This is a genomic window from Paenibacillus sp. FSL M7-1046, assembly GCF_038007405.1.
In the GTDB taxonomy this organism is placed as follows: Bacteria; Bacillota; Bacilli; order Paenibacillales; family Paenibacillaceae; genus Paenibacillus_AQ.
In genome coordinates, this window is the sequence record NZ_JBBOXB010000001.1 from 2,399,339 (window position 1) to 2,420,537 (window position 21,199).

At 40.7% G+C, this 21,199-nt stretch carries 22 protein-coding genes; 16 read left to right on the forward strand and 6 right to left on the reverse strand.

All coding sequences use genetic code 11. The features are described from left to right. Positions 1–196 precede the first annotated feature (196 nt). Positions 197–1,942: an S-layer homology domain-containing protein gene (locus NYE29_RS10440; RefSeq protein ID WP_340895854.1), complete on the reverse strand. Its 1,746-nt coding sequence runs from the start codon at positions 1,940–1,942 to the stop codon at positions 197–199. 419 nt (positions 1,943–2,361) lie between these two features. On the opposite strand from NYE29_RS10440, the gene NYE29_RS10445 reads away from it, so the two are divergent. Beyond that, entirely contained in the window at positions 2,362–4,140 is a 1,779-nt protein-coding gene (locus tag NYE29_RS10445) for an aminopeptidase P family protein (RefSeq protein ID WP_340895857.1), read from the forward strand. Positions 4,141–4,328: 188 nt separating this feature from the next. Here the strand turns inward: NYE29_RS10445 and NYE29_RS10450 are convergent, their stop codons facing one another. Next, on the reverse strand, positions 4,329–4,799 hold the full coding sequence (locus NYE29_RS10450) for a pyridoxamine 5'-phosphate oxidase family protein (RefSeq protein WP_340895858.1): 471 nt from the start codon (positions 4,797–4,799) through the stop codon (positions 4,329–4,331). Positions 4,800–5,385: 586 nt separating this feature from the next. Here NYE29_RS10450 and NYE29_RS10455 point away from each other — a divergent pair. The 3 genes from NYE29_RS10455 to NYE29_RS10465 all read left to right on the forward strand — a co-directional run bounded on the left by NYE29_RS10455 (position 5,386) and on the right by NYE29_RS10465 (position 9,388). Then, on the forward strand, positions 5,386–6,000 hold the full coding sequence (locus NYE29_RS10455; RefSeq protein WP_340895861.1) for a hypothetical protein: 615 nt from the start codon (positions 5,386–5,388) through the stop codon (positions 5,998–6,000). A gap of 845 nt (positions 6,001–6,845) precedes the next feature. Continuing rightward, a complete protein-coding gene (locus NYE29_RS10460; protein WP_340895862.1) occupies positions 6,846–8,549 on the forward strand; it encodes a hypothetical protein in 1,704 nt (567 codons plus the stop codon). Continuing rightward, positions 8,546–9,388: a hypothetical protein gene (locus NYE29_RS10465; protein WP_340895864.1), complete on the forward strand. Its 843-nt coding sequence runs from the start codon at positions 8,546–8,548 to the stop codon at positions 9,386–9,388. Before NYE29_RS10460 ends, NYE29_RS10465 begins: the two co-directional genes overlap by 4 nt. 180 nt (positions 9,389–9,568) lie before the next feature. Here NYE29_RS10465 and NYE29_RS10470 read toward each other — a convergent pair whose 3' ends face one another. Further along, positions 9,569–9,919: a helix-turn-helix domain-containing protein gene (locus tag NYE29_RS10470; RefSeq protein WP_340895866.1), complete on the reverse strand. Its 351-nt coding sequence runs from the start codon at positions 9,917–9,919 to the stop codon at positions 9,569–9,571. A gap of 167 nt (positions 9,920–10,086) precedes the next feature. On the opposite strand from NYE29_RS10470, the gene NYE29_RS10475 reads away from it, so the two are divergent. Beyond that, the gene (locus NYE29_RS10475; RefSeq protein WP_340895868.1) at positions 10,087–10,758 is read left to right on the forward strand and encodes a DNA-binding protein; all 672 of its coding nucleotides are present in this window, start codon (positions 10,087–10,089) and stop codon (positions 10,756–10,758) included. A 266-nt stretch (positions 10,759–11,024) separates the two neighbouring features. Further along, on the forward strand, positions 11,025–11,990 hold the full coding sequence (locus NYE29_RS10480; RefSeq protein ID WP_038598153.1) for an MBL fold metallo-hydrolase: 966 nt from the start codon (positions 11,025–11,027) through the stop codon (positions 11,988–11,990). Positions 11,991–12,103: 113 nt separating this feature from the next. On the opposite strand, the gene NYE29_RS10485 is transcribed toward NYE29_RS10480, so the two are convergent. Beyond that, complete coding sequence (locus NYE29_RS10485) at positions 12,104–12,361, reverse strand: helix-turn-helix domain-containing protein (RefSeq protein ID WP_340895871.1); 258 nt, start codon at positions 12,359–12,361, stop codon at positions 12,104–12,106. Positions 12,362–12,492: 131 nt separating this feature from the next. On the opposite strand from NYE29_RS10485, the gene NYE29_RS10490 reads away from it, so the two are divergent. From NYE29_RS10490 to NYE29_RS10525, 8 genes are all read left to right on the forward strand, one after another. Next, on the forward strand, positions 12,493–13,236 hold the full coding sequence (locus tag NYE29_RS10490; protein ID WP_340895873.1) for a DNA-binding protein: 744 nt from the start codon (positions 12,493–12,495) through the stop codon (positions 13,234–13,236). Positions 13,237–13,246: 10 nt separating this feature from the next. Further along, the gene (locus NYE29_RS10495) at positions 13,247–13,366 is read left to right on the forward strand and encodes a DUF4303 domain-containing protein (protein WP_340895875.1); all 120 of its coding nucleotides are present in this window, start codon (positions 13,247–13,249) and stop codon (positions 13,364–13,366) included. A 68-nt stretch (positions 13,367–13,434) separates the two neighbouring features. Then, on the forward strand, positions 13,435–14,220 hold the full coding sequence (locus NYE29_RS10500) for a MerR family transcriptional regulator (protein ID WP_340895876.1): 786 nt from the start codon (positions 13,435–13,437) through the stop codon (positions 14,218–14,220). An 81-nt stretch (positions 14,221–14,301) separates the two neighbouring features. After that, positions 14,302–15,024 carry a CPBP family intramembrane glutamic endopeptidase gene (locus NYE29_RS10505; RefSeq protein ID WP_340895877.1) on the forward strand — a complete coding sequence of 241 codons (723 nt, stop codon included), beginning with the start codon at positions 14,302–14,304 and terminating at the stop codon, positions 15,022–15,024. A 168-nt stretch (positions 15,025–15,192) separates the two neighbouring features. Beyond that, positions 15,193–16,047, forward strand: a complete 855-nt coding sequence (locus NYE29_RS10510) for an ABC transporter ATP-binding protein (RefSeq protein ID WP_038598143.1) — start codon at positions 15,193–15,195, stop codon at positions 16,045–16,047. Next, positions 16,040–16,696, forward strand: coding sequence for an ABC-2 transporter permease (locus NYE29_RS10515; protein WP_340895878.1), 657 nt, complete (start codon positions 16,040–16,042; stop codon positions 16,694–16,696). Before NYE29_RS10510 ends, NYE29_RS10515 begins: the two co-directional genes overlap by 8 nt. After that, entirely contained in the window at positions 16,693–17,058 is a 366-nt protein-coding gene (locus tag NYE29_RS10520; RefSeq protein WP_038598139.1) for a GntR family transcriptional regulator, read from the forward strand. The genes NYE29_RS10515 and NYE29_RS10520 overlap by 4 nt, the downstream gene beginning before the upstream one ends. A gap of 275 nt (positions 17,059–17,333) precedes the next feature. Then, positions 17,334–17,714 carry a hypothetical protein gene (locus tag NYE29_RS10525; protein WP_076111781.1) on the forward strand — a complete coding sequence of 127 codons (381 nt, stop codon included), beginning with the start codon at positions 17,334–17,336 and terminating at the stop codon, positions 17,712–17,714. A 113-nt stretch (positions 17,715–17,827) separates the two neighbouring features. Here NYE29_RS10525 and NYE29_RS10530 read toward each other — a convergent pair whose 3' ends face one another. After that, a complete protein-coding gene (locus NYE29_RS10530; protein ID WP_076111783.1) occupies positions 17,828–19,180 on the reverse strand; it encodes an MATE family efflux transporter in 1,353 nt (450 codons plus the stop codon). 131 nt (positions 19,181–19,311) lie between these two features. Here NYE29_RS10530 and NYE29_RS10535 point away from each other — a divergent pair, with 131 nt between their 5' ends. Further along, the gene (locus NYE29_RS10535) at positions 19,312–19,995 is read left to right on the forward strand and encodes a TetR/AcrR family transcriptional regulator (protein WP_340895881.1); all 684 of its coding nucleotides are present in this window, start codon (positions 19,312–19,314) and stop codon (positions 19,993–19,995) included. 1 nt (position 19,996) lies between these two features. Further along, positions 19,997–20,146 (forward strand): sigma factor, encoded by a 150-nt coding sequence (locus tag NYE29_RS10540; protein WP_218642527.1) that lies wholly within the window; start codon positions 19,997–19,999, stop codon positions 20,144–20,146. 287 nt (positions 20,147–20,433) lie between these two features. Here NYE29_RS10540 and NYE29_RS10545 read toward each other — a convergent pair whose 3' ends face one another. Continuing rightward, the gene (locus NYE29_RS10545) at positions 20,434–21,018 is read right to left on the reverse strand and encodes a TetR/AcrR family transcriptional regulator (RefSeq protein ID WP_076111787.1); all 585 of its coding nucleotides are present in this window, start codon (positions 21,016–21,018) and stop codon (positions 20,434–20,436) included. Positions 21,019–21,199: the final 181 nt, after the last annotated feature.

Sequence of the window (21,199 nt, forward strand, 5' to 3'; positions counted from 1 at the left end):
AGGAGATCATCGCTCCATCAATACACGTTTACTTGGGGTGAGACCGCCATTGAACCAAAATCAAAAAATAACGGTGAAGGGATAGCCTCCCTTACGCCGTTATTTTTCTAGTTGAAATTTTCTTCTCGCTGAAGAGCTGCCTTCAACTCAAGATAGAATAAGCAACCCCTCTGCGGTGTTACGATTATGACTTTTCTTAATCCGTATAGTAGCCTAAGACAAGGTCAACTACGTCCTGGATATCTTGTTTAGTAGACATAGGCGTTCCAAAAGGATTGTTTTTGGCCTCCTGATAGGCCGATTCAAGGGCAGATAAGACCTCACTTAAGTTCGAAGCTGTCACTCCGGTTATACCAGCTAGAGCGAATACTTCTTCGTTAGGAGTAGATCCTTCACTGAAAGGATTCAAATAATCATAGATTGCAGCTAAGATAATTGCCTGATTAGTCTCGTCAACAATCGCTTGAATTTGAGACAATGTTCTTGGAAGTGGTGTTAATCCGGTTTCCAATGCGTATTCGTAGGAGGAAAGGTCCTCTAATGTGACGCCCGTAATACCTGCATTGGCAAAAGTCGTCACATCAACATTCGTCCATGAACCCGAAGCCGATGCAGCATTGATCAAATCCAGTGCCGCTTGCTTCGTAATACCGTCAATAACCGCATTGACGATGGCTTGAATTTCTGAAACCGTCCACGGAGAGCTTCCATCAGAGTCAAGTGCATCTTGAACAGCTGATACATTGGATGTCGTTACGCCTGTAATACCGGCTTCAGCAAAAGTCGTCACATCAACATTGATCCATGTCCCAACAGATGCATTAATCATATCTAGTGCGACATTGGATGGCGCCGGTGTTGGTGTTGGTGTTGGTGTTGGTGTCGGTGTCGGCGTCGGTGTTGGTGTCGGTGTTGGTGTCGGTGTTGGTGTCGGCGTCGGCGTTGGTGTCGGTGTCGGTGTTGGTGTTGGTGTTGGTGTTGGTGTTGGTGTTGGTGTTGGTGTTGGTGTCGGCGTCGGTGTTGGCGATGGTGTCGGCGTCGGTGTTGGTGTTGGTGTTGGTGTTGGTGTTGGTGTCGGTGTCGGTGTTGGTGTCGGTGTCGGTGTTGGTGTTGGTGTTGGTGTCGGCGTCGGCGTCGGTGTTGGTGTTGGTGTCGGCGTCGGCTCCGGCGTTGGTGTCGGCGTTGGTGTCGGTGTCGGCGTCGGCGTCGGTGTTGGTGTTGGTGTTGGCGATGGTGTTGGTGCTGGTGCTGGTGCTGGTGTCGGTGTTGGTGTTGGTGTTGGTGTCGGTGTTGGTGTCGGTGTCGGCGCTATATATTGTGATTTCGCTTCGTAGGCACCGGTAAGCAGCAAATCGCGCGTAGCATTTGCTTTGCCGCCAAACGTACCATCAGCGCCATTGGATAACAATTTAAGCTCCAATGCCTCGGACACATAACCCTGCGCCCATTTGGATACGGTTGTATCGGTACCAGTTTTCGCTTTTGCTTCCGCGTCCTTGCCTAGCACTCGAACCAAGAACGTAGCCAACTGCTCTTTGGTCACTTTGCCAGCCGGATTGTATGTACCTTCGCCATAGCCGTCCGTTACGCCAGCAGTTTTAAGTGCTTCAATGTAGGGCAGCGCATAACCATTGGCGGCATCATTCGCCTTGACGTCACTGAAACTGGACATCTTCAGATCTTTATTGACTTCAATACCCGTAATCAATGCCGCAACCTTTGCGAACTGGGCGCGGTTCATCTCCTCTTTGAGCCCAAACGTCGTATCACTGACGCCATCGAAAATCCCAGCGCTAATCATTGCATCAAACTTTGCCTTCGTCGCCGCATCCAAATCCTTTAGATCAGTGAAGTCTGCCGAAGTCTTCGCCTCAGCATAAACCGTACTGCCAGACGCGCACATTAATAAAACCAGAAATGAAACAAGCCATTTTTTTCTCATAAATCCTTCTCCTCCTTAGACTCTACCGTCTGGGTTAATCGTAAATGCCCCTTCAGACTCATACTTTTCTTGTAACAAGATAATTATCGGCAGAATATCCCCTTATTTTTATATAAAATTTGTTGGGAATTGCGGGTGTACGCTCCCTATATCCGCTGGTTCACCACACTTCCAACACACTGTACACAACAAAAAAACCTGCCAAGCGACTCTCGCACAAGCAGGTTTCCGTAAATAAACAATTGCTTGTATTATCGCAGTATCTTTTTCCGGAAAACAGCAAAATTCCCTCGATTGATTAGGATGAGGAGGTACCAATATTTGTTTTGCCATTATTTTAGGAGTAGGATTATTAAGAACTCGTCATTTATATATAGCTTTTAATGCATTTGGTCCTAAGGAAAACGGAGGTATTGGAAATGGATATCAGGGATAAGGTCGAAAAGTTAAGACAGCTAATGAGAACAAATCAAATGGATGCTTATATCATTCCCAGCTTTGATGCACATCAGAGTGAATATGTAGCAGAGCATTGGAAATGTAGAGAGTGGATATCAGGATTTACAGGGTCTGCAGGTACAGTAGTTATTACCTTAGAGGATGCTGGGTTATGGACAGATGGTAGATACTATATTCAAGCAGAAAAGCAGCTTAAGGGCTCAGGAATCAGATTATTTCGAATGGTGGATCCAGGGGTACCCTTTTATTCGGAATGGTTAGCAGATGTTCTTAATGAAGGAAGCGTTGTGGGCTTTGATGGAAATGTTTTTTCAATTACTATGGTTAAAAGGATGGAAAAAGATCTAAAAGCAAAAAGAATCGGATTAAAAATGAATCAAGATTTAATTGGTGATCTGTGGGAAGATCGACCGGAGATTCCTAAAGGATCAATGTTTACTCATGACGTAAAATATGCAGGCAAATCACGTGTGGAAAAATTAAATGAAGTAAGAAAAGAAATGAAAAATATAGGAGCAAATTATTATATTTTAACCTCCTTAGATGACATTGCATGGCTTTTGAATATAAGAGGGGCCGATGTGCCTAACAATCCAGTTGTAATTAGTAATGTAATCGTAGCAGAACATAAATGTTATTTATTTATTGATTCCTGCAAGATTCCCCCTTTGGTTCAATTAGAACTGGAGGCTGAAGGAATCGAGTTAAAAGCGTATGATGAAATACATATGTTCTTGGGAAATCTTTCGAGCGGAGATACCATTATTTTAGATGCGAATAAAACAAATAGCAGATTATATAACGCCATTAACAGTAATACAAATAAAATTGAAAGTCCGGACATCACAACTAATTTAAAAGCTATAAAAAATGAAGTTGAGATAAAAAATGTGAAATGGTGTGAAATCAAAGACGGTTTAGCCATGGTGAAATTTATAAAATGGTTAAAAAACGTTGTAGATAAAATAGAAATTACAGAGATTACTGCAGAAGAAAGATTAGAAGATTTCAGAAGGGCACAGGAAGGATATGTTGGGCCTAGCTTTGATACGATAGCAGGTTATAGAGAACATGCTGCGTTGATGCATTATAAAGCCAATAAAGAAACGCAATTTACACTTAAGAATGAAGGCCTTTTTCTAGTTGATTCAGGCGGACAGTATTATGATGGAACAACAGATATTACACGAACGATTGTTTTAGGAAAACTTACCGATGAGCAAAAAAGAGATTTTACTTTGGTGTTAAAAGGGTTTATTGCATTAAGCTCAGTGAAATATTTATATGGGGCTACAGGTTCTAACTTAGATGTTTTAGCAAGACAACCAATATGGCAATATGGTCTAGACTATAAGTGCGGGACAGGCCATGGGGTAGGTTTTTTCTTGAATGTTCATGAGGGACCACAAAGCATAAGGAATAATACTAATAATGTTATATTAGAAAAAGGCATGATCATTACGAATGAACCGGGGATATACCTTGAAGGTAAGTATGGAATTAGAACTGAAAATATGATGTTAGTAGTTGACGACGAGAAAACAGAGTTTGGTCAATTTATGAAGTTTGAAACCATTACGTGTTGTCCAATTGATCTAGCTGGTATCAATACAGATATGTTAACAGAGAGTGAAAAGCAATGGTTAAACAATTATCATCAAGAGGTCTATACGAAGCTGGCTCCTTATTTAAATGATGAAGAGAGCGCATGGCTGAGGGAAGAAACTAGGGAAATATAAATGCCCTGCTTTGTTTTGATGATTCTCAATTCTACAATTGACCATTCTTCGGGGAAAGATTCAATTTGTAACAGATCATTTCAATCATGGGTATAACGGCGGAAAAAAGGGAGTGTGCGGACACTCCCTTTGAGCTAACATTGTCTGTTATCAAATAATATGCAAAATATAGAAACCACATAGACCACTTAATTTGCCGTCTTATTGACAAAATCAATCTCATTTCTGATCCCTTTATGGGCGTCATTCCACAGGCCATTTGTCAGGCGAATGCGCAGCAGGCATGTGTTAGGGTCTTCGTCGTTATTGGCTTCGTTATACCACTCGGCGAATATTATGCGCAGCTTTGTCATCATCTCCGCGTTTTTCTCGTCACATACCCAGCCCAGGTTTTCACCGATACCATCGGCCGTAAAGTTTTCGACGATGATACAAACGGCGACTTCGGGGTTTTGGGCGATCTGCTGCATCTTGCCTGAGGTCGCGTAAGTGACGGTGTAGAACGCACCGTCCTCATAATAGGCGTCCACAATGCGGGCGGCGGGACGGCTTTTGCCATTGGCCCCCGGTTCCAGCGCGATGGTGGACAGAGAGATCAGGCCGTCCTTGTTACCCACTTGTTCTTCCAGCAGCTTCATGGCTTCGTCGTACTTGCTCATTATATTACCTCCTAAAGTGTCGTAAGGCATACATTATTAAGCCTATCATTGTAAAATCTTAGTGCATGTGAAGAATAATACGATAAAATATTAAATCGCTATCATAGTCCTCTGTCGACTTAGGTATGGTTCAACTGATAGAGTCTTAAAATAGTACACTTAGCTGTAGTATAAGGTACTCGAGCAGGTGCCCTTCGATTTCGTTCTATAGATGTTACGGTGAACCGTATCATAAGTAGTGGTAAAGCAGCGGCAAGAAATTTCTATTGAAGGGGTCGGGAGATTAACTTGGCTAAAAGCATTCGATACAGTTGAAATTGAAAGTTCATTTTCTGATTTTGTTGAACTTAAGGGTCGAGCGTTTTCCTTTACTATTGAAGATGGTGTTACACAAGTAGAAGATATACACCGAAGATATCGGGAAATAAAGTTTTTTGATAGAATGATTATAGGGGAACGGTGTTTTTTCGGTAACCATACACCTTATATCTTTTGTCCAAATAGGTGTTGACACTCCACTTTGGTTTTTGCTTGCACGTTCTGAATGCTTATGCCGTGGTAACTCTATTTTATAATGAGGTGTTTAATGAATAATCACAATGTAGTAGAAATTGAAACCAAAGAAGATGAAGTTAATGCACTTGAAACGATAACAACACCAGATATTGCTTCTCGAAAAGATATGGAGATGAAATCAACTATTAAAGACAATAAAAATGGAAGGAGACTTATGTCTATAGAAAAAGTTAATATTTTAACAACATGTATATTTTCATTATTGTTGGTTATCGTGGGTATTGCACAGTATTCTACATACAACAGACAAGCTGATATAGCTGCAAATGCAAATAAATTATCCCAATATCAATATAGATTTGAATTTTATGAAAAATTGGAAAATATACAAAAAACTACTGCTATAATAAAGAAAGAGCCGCAACTAGATTTAGAAGAATTTTCTGAGTTGAATTTTGAAATATTATCTCTACTTAGAGAGTCAGAACTGCTTTTTAACAAAGATATATCTCAGAATATAAAAAAAATTTTAACGGAACATATGGACTTTTTAGTAAAGCTAAGCAATGAAGGAATGTATCATGATGACTATACAAAGGAAATGTTTAAATTGAATACGGACTATGGGGATTTTTTAAATAGCGTTAGTTTTAAAAAGTATTTAGATATCAATATAATAGAATGATATGACTATCAGCTAAAACATATATAATTAAAATTTACTGTTGTAAAAAACAACATTGACTAAGATCAATAAACACATTAAATAATAAAGCAATTCTGTGTGTCTAAGATTCAGTTTAGTATCTTGAAAATAGATGAATGCTTTATGTAATAATGAACTGCATTCCCCAAGTTGGCTGAGGACGCGATGCGGCTTGTTCGGTCTGCTATGGGGTTATAAGGGGCGAGAATATAAGGAGTTAAGATAAAGTGTACAATACTAAATAAAATAAGAGTGGTACGTAGGCCAGCAATGCCTCACGTCCCGCTCTTATTTGCTGACTTAGTCTTTATTTTGAATATTCTCATATTCACTCTCTATTATCTTAAAAAAGTCAGAGGGCCGTATATGGAGGGGCGGCCCGAAGCAGCAAATTCATTAGTACTTTCATATAGAACTGACGAGCGAGATCAAAGAAGGGCCATCCCGTGAAGGATGGCCTTAAAACATGCCGCTTCAACCATCTCGGAGAACCTTATCATAAGTAGGGCAAGTTTTCTCAAAAGATTGAACTTAATATAATAGATAATCGAGTTCATCCTTCTTATAAAATCAAATAAATCGTATAATATTCTTAGCATTAATTTTCCATGAAGGGGAAAGATAAATAAAACTGATATAACTTTTGCTGCAAATTAAAAGGCGCAATCTATAAAACAGGCAGAAACTAAAAAGACGCCTTTAGCCAAAATCGTTGATTTAGCATCAATTCGGAGAAAAGAGAGGATTCAAGCGAGGAACATGTGCTTAGGATCTATTACCGGCTCGCAATGCTTGAATATAGGAAATGACTGGGGGGTAAAGATTTGGATCTTGATATTTTTATTGAACAAGCGGAATATATTGCATCAAGTGAATTTCAAAAGTGGAGCGTTGAACATCCGGAGGAAGAGGATATCATTAGAAAACTATCTCATGGTGGAGCTAAACTTTTAGTGGGTCCGAGAGGATCGGGGAAAACTACTTTGATGTTAAAGACATACTACAAATTGTCAGCTAACGGAAATGTGAGTAATCCCAAATCCTCCTTTCCTGTTTACGTTAACTTTAAATCATCACTAAAAATTGAGCCTTTATATAAGCTAAATGCAAATGCTGTATATTGGTTTAATCAATGGATGTTATTTAAGGTTTACCTTGGTTTATACCAATCATTAGAAGATTTTAAAATCGATAGCTTAGGGATGTTAAAATATACAAAGAGTAATGTTGAAAAAATCATTAGTAATATTGAGTTTAGACATGTGGAATTAGTCCAAGATGAAGTGCTTATTACTGTTGAACAAATAGAAGAAGAGATATCCAAGATATTACAAGCTCTAAATAAATCACACTGTGTACTCTTGCTGGACGATGCAGCTCATGCTTTTTCAGCTGAGCAACAAAGAGACTTCTTCGAATTTTTTAGAACAATTAAAAGTAGGATAGTATCTCCAAAAGCTGCTGTTTATCCAGGTGTTACAGTATACTCACCAACCTTCCATATAGGTCACGATGCAGAGGAGATTGATGTTTGGATAAAGCCAGATTCTATAGGATATATTGAATTTATGTTAGGATTATTAGAAAGAAGACTTCCCGAGAATGTTTTCAATGAGTTTTATAAGAAACGGGATCTATTAGAAGTCGTTTGTTATGCTTCATTTGGTATGCCGAGGGCACTGCTTAATATGATTAGAAATTTCTATAAAATTGCTGAAGAAGATGACGATGATTTTACTTATTCTTTTAACAGGAAGGCTGTTAATAGTGCAATTAGCAACAATTTGAAGCAAACATTGGGAGTCTACTCATCTCTAAGGGTTAAACTTCCAACTTATGCTGAATTTATTACAAAAGGTGAGCAATTATTTGTAAAAATGACAGAGCTAATTAAAGACTATAATAAGGATAAAGAAGCAACTTCTCAAAGCGTATCAATAGCAATAAGCAAGTCTTATCCAGTAGAGTTCGGGAAAGTACTAGGGTTTTATCAGTATGCAGGTTTGGTGATGCCTAAAGGAGAAGTAAGTAAAGGACGTGAAGAAGGAGTCTATGAACTTTTTACCATCCATTACGCATCGTTAATTGATAGAAATGCATTTATCGGTAAAAAAAATATAAAAGTTCAGGACTTAGCTCTGTCATTAAGTAAAAGAAGCTCACACTTATTTAAAAAAGTAACACCTCAAGTTCTGCTTGGAACTGAGAAAGTAGGGGATATGTTCCCTCTCTCACTCCCACCATGTCATAACTGTAAAGCCCCTAGGACAGATGAGAATGCAAAATTTTGTCCTAATTGTGGAACTATGTTAAAAAGTGTTTCTATATTTGAAGCTCTAATCTCAAATGATATTGATAAGTTACCTTTAACAACACGGCGGGTAGAGAATATAAAGCTCAATTCAAATATAAGAACTATCAAAGATATATTAATGGATACTGATAATAGTGAGTTGCGTAAAGTACCACGAATTGGACCGGGTTGGACAAAAAAAATATATTCCTACGCAGAGGAATTCATAGTATGAATAGTACTGAGTGGTATAACTCCATTAACCAAGTAACCGGTACACAGAAGATTGAAAATATATTTAATTATATTGTCGAAGAAACATATCCCTTCCCATCGCCCATTGATAGCTATTACTTTTCTCTAAGAGAATTACTTAGGGTTGGGTCTAGGGAAGTACTTGATAAGAACAAGACCCTGGGTCCATTGCTCTTAGTGGGAATAATCTCAGCCACAGAAAATTATTTTAGAGATATATTAGCTAATATCATTAGGATATGTCCATCTGCTCAGGAATCTGCATCTAAGCAAAATATAAACTTAGGCTCAGTAGTTTGGCATGGTACTAGCAATTTCGAAAGAAGTGCTTTTGAGAATACATCCTTTGCTGGTGTTGATGGAATCACAACTGCGTGTAAAAATTTCATAAAGTTTGAATTGAAAAATAATAGCTTAATTTCAGGAATACTTGAGGATTTTGGTCACATTTGTGAGATGCGTCATGGAATTGTACACTCAAATTCTATTCTTTCGGGAAAAAACGCAATAAAACTAGGGGTTCCAAGGAAATTAGGGTCTGTTAAGCTTAAAGTTAGTTATAAAGAATTTCAAGAGTGCGCATCCATCTGTACAGTGCTAGTCGCTAGTTTTAACATAGAGCTTTTTAAGGAGATGGCTAAGAGATGGGCAATTGATTGGAGAAGAAAAATAAGCGTTGATGAATCAAATGAGAAGGAACTTTTTAAGCAGATTTGGGACTTGTTTCTATCTAATATTGATGCCAATGAGAGTAATGTGGCGGTAAAACTAACTATGGAAGAATGTATTGAATCAATAAAAACCCAATTCCAAATATGAACGTTCCTTTCGATAGGAGGATTAATTAGCTTAGTTAATGAGATGATAATTCACAGTGTTAATAAATTATTTCAGTAAGTATTGTAAAGAGGGGAACCTGTGCCCCTCTTTACATCTCTTTTTAAAAGTTGCTTACTCTGAATATGTTTCAGTTCAGAGATAAATCAAAGTATATCTTTATTACTGCTGCTCACCATTTTTAAATATCCCCATAGCAGCAATCACTTCCCGCACCACCCGAGTGATTGCTGCTATTTCTTCTGCACTCTTATTGCTAATCAAAGTCATATGCTCATCGAGCGCCTTTCGGTGCTCGGTCTCATCATCGAAACGAAAAACTTCAATGGCGGGAACTTGAAACGCTGCAATGATTTTTTCCAGCGTCTCTAAAGAAATGTTTCGATCTCCCCGCTCGACACCGCCTATGTAACTGTAGTGAAGCGATGCTGCTTCAGCCAGTTGTTCTTGAGTCCATCCTTTTGCTTTTCTAAGCTCACGTATGCGATTGCCGACGTTTTCTGGTAAATTCATAGGATCACCTCTACATTAAGGTTAGAAGAGGGGAGTCAACCGTTACAGACTACTATAATCAAAAAGAAAATTAATTAAAAAGTACTTATGAGTACTTTTTATATTGACCCTCTGAATCCTGAAATATACAATGAAGGTATAAATGGATAAAAAAGGAGGGTTTTCGCATGCATCTCTCTATCCTCAAAGCCTTTAACCCGGATATTCTTGTTGAAATGCTGAAAACCGCGTATTCGTTTGAAGAATGGAATAAGTTGCTTTATACGGCGGATATCCTGCATAACTATGCTCAGCGTATTTATGAAGAGGGGCAGTATTGCAAGGCGATGGGGCTGACTAGAACCCTAATTAAGATGCAGCATCCGATTGTTTATTATTTTGGGTTTAGTCAGCAGATGCGGGGAATTGCATATCAACAGCTAGGGGATTACGAGCAGGCCAAAGATAGCATTTACAGATACGCAGAACTTGGCTGGTTGGAGGATTTGGGGAAAGAAGGCCTAGAGATCGCTCGTGAATTTCGGTTTTTAGCAAAAGTGAATTTATACGCCGTAGAGATTCTGTCAGGAAAAACAGAACTCCTGAACGACTATGTGCGCTTTGTTCAGACCTATCCGAAGGGAATTCCGGATGGACTGGTTGTAATTATGCAAACTGCGCTGTGTTATGATTTAAATGTGGACGAGCAACTGCGTCTCTTAACTGATGAAATAACAGGAATCAAGTCTGAACAGGATGGAGACGTGCAGTCGAAGTACAGAAGATTTTGTTATCTCAGGGGTTTATATAATAGGAGGACGGCGAAAAATTTTGTTACGGAAAGTTGTAGAGTGTTGTAGAGATTCGGAATAGTTCGACAGAGGGTGTCCCAAAAGGCACTCACGAGGGTGCCCTTTTTGATTTCGCAGAATGGATGTTACGGTGAACCGTATCATTAGCCTAGCAATTGCGCAATGCCGTTCTCCTTTTCCACAAGGGTTTGTGAAATTGCTTTGCATCCTTGATAAGTTCAGCTTATATAGCCTACTTTTTTTGGAGAAAAATTATTGTCTACTGTATTGATTTGGAGTATAGTATATTCCCATGTTGGAAGGGAGAGGTTACTATGAAAAATAGGATTGAATCATTTAGAGGCTCCGAGCATTTTCGGCTGAATTATATCGCTGATAGTGTAATTGCAGCGATTGCAGTTCCGGGTACCGGTTCTTTGGGGAATGCAGCAATCATTGATCTAGGCGATATAACTCTTGTCGTGGATACATTCTCGACAATACAGGCTGCAGAGGATTTGAAAGCTGCTGCAGAGTACCTCACGGGAAACCCTGTATCCTATGTAATCAACACGCATTGGCACAGTGATCATACCTCTGGAAATCAAGTGTTTTTACCTGCGGCTAATATTATTTCAACATCAACTACTCGTGAGATTATGAATACTTTTGCCAGAGACAGGTTAGCCCAATATCGGGAAAACACGGTGCAGATGTATCAGGCTATCAAAGAATTTGAAGAGCAAATACAACAAGAGACGGATGAAAAGTTAAAAAGGGAAATGGCATGGGAAAGTGCTAGTGACCGTGAGTTTATGAAGATGCTACCCAATCTAGTACATTCGCTGCCGACAATAACTTTTGATCAGCAGATGACCATACATGGCAGTAATCGTAGCATTCAACTCATTACCTTTGGTGGGGGACACACGCAAAGTGATGCAATCGTGTACATTCCGGAAGACAAAATTGTCGTAATAGGGGATCTGGTGCTCTCAAAACATCACCCGGTTTTGGCGTATGCAAATCCTCAGGAATGGCTGAATATTTTGGAGCAGGTCGAACTGCTGGATGTAGAAACTATCGTACCGGGACATGGCGAAGTATGCTCTTTGCAAGAACTTCACGAAGTGAAGGGATATATAACCGATATAATGGCAATTGTGGCAGAAGCCGTTCAAAGTAAGAAAAGCATTGATGAGATTGAAGTGCCGGAATTGTATCATAACTGGTACTTTACTACATACTTTAAGACGAATTTGAGTAAGGTGTATGACATGATCACTAAATTAGAGGGTTAACGAAGAATATTCTTTATTGGAAGTGGTTTGATCGTTATTTTAAAATGATATCGCAATATAACGACAAGAGCGGAACACAGGTCAACAGCCTTATGTCCCGCTCTTATTTACATTCACTCGTTCTCTCGCGCTTTCTCATACTCCACCTCAACCATTTTGAAAAAGTCGGATGGCTGGATTTTTAGCCCTTTGCAAAGGTCAAAAATTTTTTTGACGGAAGGTTCGTTTCTGCCAACCTCAATCATGGAAATATAGGATCGGTCGACATTGCATTCATGCGCTAGATCTTCTTGGCTTAAGCCTTGTTTGATACGTATCGCTTTCACCGTTTTACCGATAATTTGCTTAATGATATTGGACGGATCGCTCAAGGAAATTTACCCCTTTTAAGTCCATTATCAATCTGATATAATGGCCACAACAGATAAAGTATTCAACAAAAAGTAAAATATATACAATTTATATAACAATCAACCCGGATGTCATTGTGGAGATGTTAGAGATGGCTTGCCGCCTGGAGAAGTGGAACAAGGTGAAAGAGACGGCGGAGATTTTGTACGAATGCGTGCAGTGCTTGTACCAGGAGCAGCAGTACCGGAAGGCTAAGTCCTTGCCACTGTTGACATTCGAGCTGGAGCATCCAATGGTCTATTACTACGGCTTCAGTCATTTGATGAGGGGAATGGCTTGCCAGGAGAAGGGACAGTATGAGGAATCGCGTGCGTACATTGATAAGTATGCCGAACTGGGATGGCTGGAGGATCTGGGTGAGGATGGGCTGGAGGTTGTAGAGGAGTTCCGATCCCTGGCCCAAGCGAATGGGCATGCGCTGGAGCTGCTGTCTGGCCATGTGGAGGTGCTGGCTGCCTATACCGATTTTTTGCGGGAGAATCCCGAAGAAGTGTTACCGGGGCTGGATACAATTCTGCGGGCCGCGCTGCGGCATGGACTGAATGTGGATGAGCTGCTGGAGACATTTTCGGACCAGACGGCTGAATTCGGTACATATGAGGATGAGGGCAATCTCGCGCACTATTACAGCTTCAGCCATCACCTGGCGTTGTATCTGAAGCGGGCGAGAAGAACGGAGGAGGCACTGGAGCAGGTACTGCAAGCCGTAAGGCTAGCCCATAGGTCGGGGAACGACAGTTATTTTACAAGAAGTCTGGCGCTCTTCGAATCGCTGCGGGATTGGGCGACGGCAGAGCAGGTGCGGGAGGTTCAGAGGAAGATTAAGGAACGATGACCTAAGGGGCGTGTTTGCCCTGAATCAACTGCGGGAGTCAGTATGCGTACTTGTCGAAGTCATGCCGCCGGATGAGATCAATACCGAAATCGCCCTGCGTTTGAATCGGGTGGAATCTCCGGGGAGTTAATTGAAGCGTTGAGCCGGGATTAAGATTACTATCACCAAGAGAATAGAAGAGAAGTAAGGAGAGGGACTATGTACACAATAGGTCAGATCGCTAACATCATGGGAATTTCCAAGGATAAGTTAAGATATTATGAAGAAAAAGAGATTTTGACACCAATACAAAATGATGAAAATAATTATAGACAATATGATTTTAAAGATATAGATACTGTATTGGCAATAGAGTTCTATAGATCATTGGATTTGGAATTTAAGGCTATTCAGAAGCTATGCAAAGAAAGTGATATAAAAGATATGCAAGGTATTTTGGATGAAAAACACAATGAAATAATTCAAAATATAGCCAGATTAAATACTATAGCCCATAGAATTGAAAAGGCTAAAAAGGATTGCAACGATATTGAAAAACACTTAAATAATTATTCGATTAGGCCCATGGCACCTATAAAAATATTGGGGGAAATATCAGATTTCAGAGCTTATAAGGAATTTGAAGTTATACATAATAACAGAGATCAATTAGCTGAGGAACCAATTTTCAAGAGTTTAAAACGGTATATCATTTTTAATGAAGAGGGAATACAATCCAATACAATGCTGGTTACGAAAGATATAGAGGCTGATAATGCTGTAGGGGAAAAGGATATTTTAGACTATGAAAAATGTATATATACGATTGTTGAAGATGGAGTACAGTATGAAGACGTGATGGAGGATAACTTTATAAAGGGTGAGAAGTGGATGGATGCCAATAATTATAAACATAAAGGCATAGTAATTATAGGGATGTTATTAGTAGGCTACCACGAAGGAATATTAAAGTCATATTTAGAAGTTTATATCCCCATTGAATAAGGTTGTTTAAGTAATTTATTGACCTTGGGATGGCCCCATAGTTTAAGTTATAGAAGAATTAAATTATGGGGGGAACAGGATATGAATAATGAAAATGAGATCAGAAGCATATGGAAGCTTATAATACTTCACTTATTTCCAGGAATAGCGTTAAGTCTATTTTATATATTTTTATTAAAAGCGGGCAGTTTAACAGAATATCCTAAAATTGTTACGCTAGGCATAGCCGGTTTTTTCTCAGTATTTCCTATAGAACTGGGATATTTATTTTATGTCGCCAAAAAGGAAACGGGGAATTTCAATATCTTTAAGGTACTGGGCCTAAAAAGTAAGATGAAGGTTGAAGAATATGTAGTCTACACTCTTCTATTGCTTACAGTGGCAGGAATACTTATGAAGGCATTACAGCCATTTTCAAATTACATATTAAATACAGTATTTCATTGGCTTCCAAGTGAGTACAATTATGTCCAGGACATGAGCCTATTCAGTAAAAATTTTATCATAATCGCAATAATAGTAAGCTTTTTCTTTATTACACTTATACTACCCATAACGGAGGAACTCTATTTTCGAGGATTTCTACTGGCGCGTATGAAATGGATGGGCAAGTATAGTGTACTGGTCAATCTCGTATTATTTGCAGTTTATCATTTCTGGTCTCCTTGGCTTATAGTCTCAAGAATTGTGGCATTTTCACCATTATTTTATTTGGTATACAAAAAAGATTCTTTGAAATTGGGAATATTCGTACATTGCTTGGCTAACTTTACAGATGTAATAGCTTTAGTGATGTTATTGTGAACCGTACTGTAATCCCGTTAAAAAAGGATTATCACTATTCGGGGATCAGGGATGTGTGGCGCTGGCTTAGCTCTCATGTCGTTCTGCGTCTTGAACCAATTGACTTTGAAAAAACCTCATGATACATTGTGTATACACGGAATACACAATTTGTTGAGGAGGTATGGTATGCTGGCATTAGATATTAGAAATTTAAATAAAAGATATCCTCACTTTCAGATCAAAGATGTATCATTTCAATTGGAGAAGGGTTATATTATGGGTTTTATCGGGGTCAATGGCGCGGGAAAAACGACCACGATAAAATCAATCTTGAACATGGTTCAAGCCGATAGTGGCGAGATCAGCATTTTTGGCAAGAACATCGCTGAACATGAAATCGAATTGAAGCAGGAAATTGGATGCGCATTCGGTGATATCGATTTCTATACACGCAGCAAGATAAAAACGCTAACCAATATTACAAAGAAGTTCTATAAGAATTGGAATGATGAAACTTACTACAACTATCTAAAAAGATTCAAATTGGATGAAAATAAAAAAATAGCGGAACTGTCTACAGGAATGAAAGTAAAGTACAGCTTGACCCTTGCTTTATCGCATGGCGCAAAGCTGCTTATCCTTGATGAACCGACCAGTGGACTCGATCCTGTCTCAAGAGACGATCTTCTAGATATCTTTCAGGAGCTTATCATTGGCGGCGAGATCAGTATTCTTTTCTCTACCCATATTACATCCGACTTGGAAAGATGTGCGGATTATATAACCTTCATTGAACACGGGCAAATCGTCGCCAGTTCCGAGAAAAACGAGTTTAAGGAGTCCTATCGTTTAATCAGCGGCAGCGAGGCCCAATTGAGCGAAGTAAAGGAATATTTGATTTCCTACAAAATCAACTCGTTCGGCTTTACCGGATTGATTCATGCCAATGATTTCGATCCATCCTCCAACCTAAGGGCAACCACGCCCAGCCTCGATGAAATCATGATCTACTTCGCGAAAAAGGAGGATGTATATGTATAATTTGGTGATGAAGGATTTGAAATTAGGAGTAAATCCCTGGTTCTTCGTATTACCCTTAATTCTGGGTGGCCTAATGCTTATTCCCGGTTGGGTCTACTTTCTTGTCCCGCTATATTTCTGCTTCATAACTGTACCGAACATGTTTGGCGGATTTAAAAGTCAGAACGATTTGATGTTTAGTACGATGATGCCAGTGGCCAAAACAGATATCGTGAAGTCCAGGATAGCCGTTGTTGTCATTCTTGAACTAATGCATCTTCTTGTTGCGATGATCTTCAGTATATTTACGTTTCTCTTATACCCTCATCTGACTTACATTTTCTATGCACCACACATGGGTTTTTGGGGATTATGCTTTATCATGCTTGCGATCTTCAACATCATATTTATATCCATGTACTACAAGACGGCGTATAAGTATGGCGCGGCAACGACCGCATCCACTACGGCCGCTATACTTTTTGCCGGAGTGGCCCAATGGGCCGGAATCCAAAGTCCTTGGATGAACGACATTTTCTATGGCTCCGGGACGGATAATAAAGCGCTGCAGCTATCCATTCTGATCGCGGGCCTCGTAATTTTTATTTCATTCACCCTGATTGCCTATCGGATTGCGGTAAAGAGATTCCTAAGAGTGGAGATATTATGAACGTAACGATTTCGAGCACATCCGAGAAACCGATTTATCAGCAGCTTTACGAACAGATCAGCGCACAAATTCTGAAAGGTGAGCTGGAAAGCGGCTATTGTTTACCGCCCATTCGTCAGGCAGCCCTGGAACTTCATGTTAGTGTTATCACCGTAAAGAAAGCGTGGGAAGAACTTGAGCGAAGCGGTTTGATCAATACGGTAACAGGTAAAGGATGTTTTGTAGCCGAATTCTCGCCCGATGAGATGCTGCGGATACGCAACGAAATGATCCTGAAGCAAATGGACAGCGACACATCATATTACAAGTCCTTTGGCCTCACCCTTGATGAAGTGATTGGGCTGCTGAACAAGATTTATTAACAGTACAGAAAAATGAAATAAGGTATCATGAAAAAGCTCGCAGGAGCCTGTATTTATGCTGCAGATTAATGATTTACCTTGAAGGGACTTTTACAGGTCCTGGGTGGGTCTTTGGTATGGTCGAAACAAGCGGCCGACTGAGACTATGCGACGATTTTTTTCCGAAATGCGTTTGGGATGTTGTCATGGCGGGGGTGGCCGGGTAATAGACATGATTAGAACTTTCAAATTTGGCTGAATTTGGAGTAGGAGCCAAGGAAACGGAGGGGAAGATCATGGCGACACAGATGGTATCAGGCATCAGCCCGGTACAGGCCATTACAGCTTACGGTGGCACACAAAGCGATGTCAGTTCCCTGGAGAAGCAGCGGAACCGGTTGCTGATGGAACTGGACAAGGTGAATGCAGCGCAGGGCGGAGAGATGCAGACTCCTTATCGCCGGGAGCAGCTGCAGCGGCAAATTCGACTGATGGAGGCCCAACTGGTGCAGAAAAGTGGGAGTAGCACCCCGGTCGATTTTGTACTGGCTCCTCCGCTTCAAGACCATCTCCCGCTCTGGCGGACTGAAGGAAAGGGAGACCTCAAGGGCGTCGGTCTGACCGATCCCCGGACGGCGACGGTCAACTCAGAGGGCCATTTCAACGCGTTGATTTAGACAAAAAAGCGAAGGTGCGAAAAGCGTCCGGTGATGAACCGGCTTCTCGCACCTTCTTTTTTTTAAGAGGCCGCAGAACTCCAAGGTTGGCTGATCTGGCTGTTATATAACTTCTACTGTACCAAACTATCCAATTCCGGCTGCAATTTGTTCCGCAGAACATACAGCATGACGGCACCGACAAGGAATGCGGCGGCATCCGCAATGACAATCGACCAGACCACCCCGTGGAAGCCGTTCATTTGATTGGCGATATAAAGCACAGGAATCAGCGTAACTCCTTGAATAATTGACATAATAAACGCGGCCGTTCCTTGCGCTGTTGCCTGGAAGACCCCGGTAAACAGAGTGGTCATTCCTGTAATGAACAAGGATAAGAACGTCACATGCAGAATGTAGCTGCCCATTTCAATTAATTGCGGGTCATTTGTAAAAAGACCAATTAAATGGTCGGAAACTAAATAGACGATGATGCCGAATACGGCTGCTAACCCCACAATCACTTTGATCGTAAATCCAATGGTATTCTTCATGCGCAATTTATCCGCTGTAAAAGAGAAGGCAATGAGCGGCACGACTCCCTCGCATAAGCCCATCAGAATAAACTCAGGAAATTGCAATAAACGTGATGAAATTCCGTAAGCCGCTACGGCCGAATCTCCGTATTCGACAAGAAAATGGTTGAAGATAAGCGACATTGCCCCCAAAAAGATGCTCATAATAAAGACGGGAACCCCGATTTTGAATACATTGCCCAGAATGTCTTTGGTAGCCTTGAACCATTTTACGGAGACAGTTAAGAATTGGCTTTTATATCCCATATGGAAGGCGTAGTATACACTCGCAACCAAATTAGAAATGACCGTAGCTGACGCAACGCCGATCACGTCCCAGTGGAACACAAAGATGACGAGCGCATCGAGAATGATATTTACAACAACACTGAGAATCATACCGATCATTGACGTGATGGCTGCACCCTCCGAGCGCACGATATTCTCCAGCGTGAAAAATAACACGACGAACGGTGAACCGATAAGCATAACCGTGACATAGTCCTTCGTGAATCCGAAGGAGTCAGGCGTTGCCCCCAGGCCATGAACGATGGGATCGATCAACGGGAGACCCGCGGCCATCACGAGAAGACCGAGAACTAAGCTGCTGTAAAAAGCGAATGAAGACACATGCTTTACGTCATCATACTTTTTCTCTCCTAACATACGGGAGATGTAGGTACCGCTGCCCATGCCAATCAAGTTGCCCAGCGCCATAATGATTGCGAATAGCGGCAAGGTTAGCGCGAGTGCGGTTAACATAGCAGTATTATGGAGTGTACCAAGGAAATAGGCATTCAAGATGGAGTATATGACATTCATTGATGTGCCTAGCATCATCGGTACAGCGAAGTGAGCTACGGCCTTTGCGACCGGTGCTTTCTCAAAATAATAAAGGTTTTCTGCATCCATGTTGGATCACCACTTTCTTTATTTTATCCAATCTAACGGCGTTAGATTGAACCTTACAGTGTTAGATGATATCATGAAGCTATAAACCTGTAAAGCATAAACTTACACTGTTAGATAAAGGGCGGATAACGATGAAAAAGCAGCAGCCTCAAATTTCGGAGGACAGGATTCTGGAAGCCTCGTGGGAGCTTCTTGGAGAGGAGGACATCGAGAAATTCAGCATGAGACGATTGGCCGACAGGCTGGGGATTCAGGCTCCCTCCCTGTACTGGTACTTCAAGAGCAAACAGAATCTTTACCAGCGCCTGGCCAATCAGGTATCGAAGGTGATTCTGGAGGAGTTCCACTCCGAGGGGGATTGGAAGGAGCAACTGACAGGGCTTGCGGTAACAGTACGGAGCGTGCTCAGCCGATATCCCTGCTCTACGCAGCTCATGATGATGACGCTGCCCCACGAACCAGACATCATCCGGTTCACCAACCGTATGCTGCTCTGCGTGGAATCGACGCCGCTTGCGCAAGCGCAGAAAATGCAAGTGATTACTACGCTTGTGAACTATGTCTACTACTTCGTCCTAGACGATTATCAGCATGAGCGCAATGTCTCCGCTATCCTTAAGGAGGACCCGGGAGCAGCTCCGGGTGAGGAGATGATTCGCCTTCTGGATTCCATGAGCGAGACGGATGCAGGACTGTTCCGCAGGATGTTTACGAACGGGCTATTCGAGCTAATGGGGACCGACGGGGCGTTTGAGTTCGGCCTGAAGCTGATTCTGCTTGGGATTGAGCAAGTGATAAAGGAGCAGGAGAAGTAGAATGTCATCTGGAGAGTTTGACATGCTCAAGGAGTTGCGTTCTGAACTAATCGGTTATTGTTATCGGATGACGGGGTCCATTTTTGAAGCGGAAGACGCGGTACAGGATACCATGCTCTGCGCTTGGCAGAACTGGGACCAGTACGATTGAATTATGCCTACCAGCAAGAGGTTGCAGTCTTCTATGAACAGGATGCGGGGCAGGCATTTACCGTTATGGAGCAGTGGCTCTTATCGAAAGGGAGCGAAGCGATTTCAGAAAATAACAGATGATCTGGGCCTCTATAAGAATATTAAGCGGAGGATCTTCGCAAAGTAACCGTAGGCAGATTCTCGCCTTTGCTCGCGAAGCTGTGCAGCCCTGTGCCTGAGGTGGACCAGCTTGAGCAGAAGATCCGTAAAGTCTGTACCCGAATCGTTGAAGAGAGGGGATCCTCGTTATTTCCTTTGAATAAAGAAAATAATCTCAATATACAACTCTGTCATTTCTTTAGGGGTTTTATCTAAACCATTTCGAATCCATTGTTCAATTAATCCTAAAAAAGCAGAGGTTATAAAGGATAAAAAGTATTCCATTGGGACCTTTAAATTTGCATAGAAGCTTTCATGCTTTTCTAAATTAAAACGTACCTTTTCTGAAAAGGCATCATTAAATCGAATGTGAAAACCCGCTCTACCATGATTGCTTAAAAATATCTTTAAAATTGGCTCATTGATTTCGATAAAACTGAACAATGAATCAGCTAATTGTTTTTGTTCTATATCGAACGTACGAGTAGGCAAATAGCGAGATTGTAATTCATCAATATGATTTCCTATATCTGAAAATAACTGCTCTTCCATTTGATCCAGTAAATCGAATTTATCTAAATAATGCAAATAAAATGTCCCGCGATTGATTTGTGCTATTTTCGTAATGTCCCCTATCGTAGTCGATTCAAATTTCTTTTTTTCTAAAACTTGGAGAAATGATTTTTGAATAAGATATTTTGTTTTTTGTTTCTTCTCTTTATATATACTCATTAAAAATCACCTTCTTCTTTAAATACAACAATTTCCCTACTTCTGTTTATTGCTTATGCTATTCCCAGATTATAAGATAATCACATGCTGAAAATCAACGTATTGAAAAATGAGAAGGATAAAATTTATTGAAATTATTTATAGAAAAATTAGCATGGGCCGCTCCCGTTACTGTTATTTT

Bases quoted from the DNA above. Each gene is read 5' to 3' on its own strand.
- NYE29_RS10470 (WP_340895866.1), bottom strand. From the start codon at position 9,919: ATGAATTTACCAGAAAACGTCGGCAATCGCATACGTGAGCTTAGAAAA.
- NYE29_RS10480 (WP_038598153.1), top strand. From the start codon at position 11,025: ATGAAAAATAGGATTGAATCATTTAGAGGCTCCGAGCATTTTCGGCTG.
- NYE29_RS10505 (WP_340895877.1), top strand. From the start codon at position 14,302: ATGAATAATGAAAATGAGATCAGAAGCATATGGAAGCTTATAATACTT.
- NYE29_RS10455 (WP_340895861.1), top strand. From the start codon at position 5,386: ATGAATAATCACAATGTAGTAGAAATTGAAACCAAAGAAGATGAAGTT.
- NYE29_RS10520 (WP_038598139.1), top strand. From the start codon at position 16,693: ATGAACGTAACGATTTCGAGCACATCCGAGAAACCGATTTATCAGCAG.
- NYE29_RS10440 (WP_340895854.1), bottom strand. From the start codon at position 1,942: ATGAGAAAAAAATGGCTTGTTTCATTTCTGGTTTTATTAATGTGCGCG.
- NYE29_RS10530 (WP_076111783.1), bottom strand. From the start codon at position 19,180: ATGGATGCAGAAAACCTTTATTATTTTGAGAAAGCACCGGTCGCAAAG.
- NYE29_RS10490 (WP_340895873.1), top strand. From the start codon at position 12,493: ATGGCTTGCCGCCTGGAGAAGTGGAACAAGGTGAAAGAGACGGCGGAG.
- NYE29_RS10540 (WP_218642527.1), top strand. From the start codon at position 19,997: ATGTCATCTGGAGAGTTTGACATGCTCAAGGAGTTGCGTTCTGAACTA.
- NYE29_RS10465 (WP_340895864.1), top strand. From the start codon at position 8,546: ATGAATAGTACTGAGTGGTATAACTCCATTAACCAAGTAACCGGTACA.
- NYE29_RS10515 (WP_340895878.1), top strand. From the start codon at position 16,040: ATGTATAATTTGGTGATGAAGGATTTGAAATTAGGAGTAAATCCCTGG.
- NYE29_RS10535 (WP_340895881.1), top strand. From the start codon at position 19,312: ATGAAAAAGCAGCAGCCTCAAATTTCGGAGGACAGGATTCTGGAAGCC.
- NYE29_RS10525 (WP_076111781.1), top strand. From the start codon at position 17,334: ATGGCGACACAGATGGTATCAGGCATCAGCCCGGTACAGGCCATTACA.
- NYE29_RS10475 (WP_340895868.1), top strand. From the start codon at position 10,087: ATGCATCTCTCTATCCTCAAAGCCTTTAACCCGGATATTCTTGTTGAA.
- NYE29_RS10500 (WP_340895876.1), top strand. From the start codon at position 13,435: ATGTACACAATAGGTCAGATCGCTAACATCATGGGAATTTCCAAGGAT.
- NYE29_RS10450 (WP_340895858.1), bottom strand. From the start codon at position 4,799: ATGAGCAAGTACGACGAAGCCATGAAGCTGCTGGAAGAACAAGTGGGT.
- NYE29_RS10510 (WP_038598143.1), top strand. From the start codon at position 15,193: ATGCTGGCATTAGATATTAGAAATTTAAATAAAAGATATCCTCACTTT.
- NYE29_RS10545 (WP_076111787.1), bottom strand. From the start codon at position 21,018: ATGAGTATATATAAAGAGAAGAAACAAAAAACAAAATATCTTATTCAA.
- NYE29_RS10445 (WP_340895857.1), top strand. From the start codon at position 2,362: ATGGATATCAGGGATAAGGTCGAAAAGTTAAGACAGCTAATGAGAACA.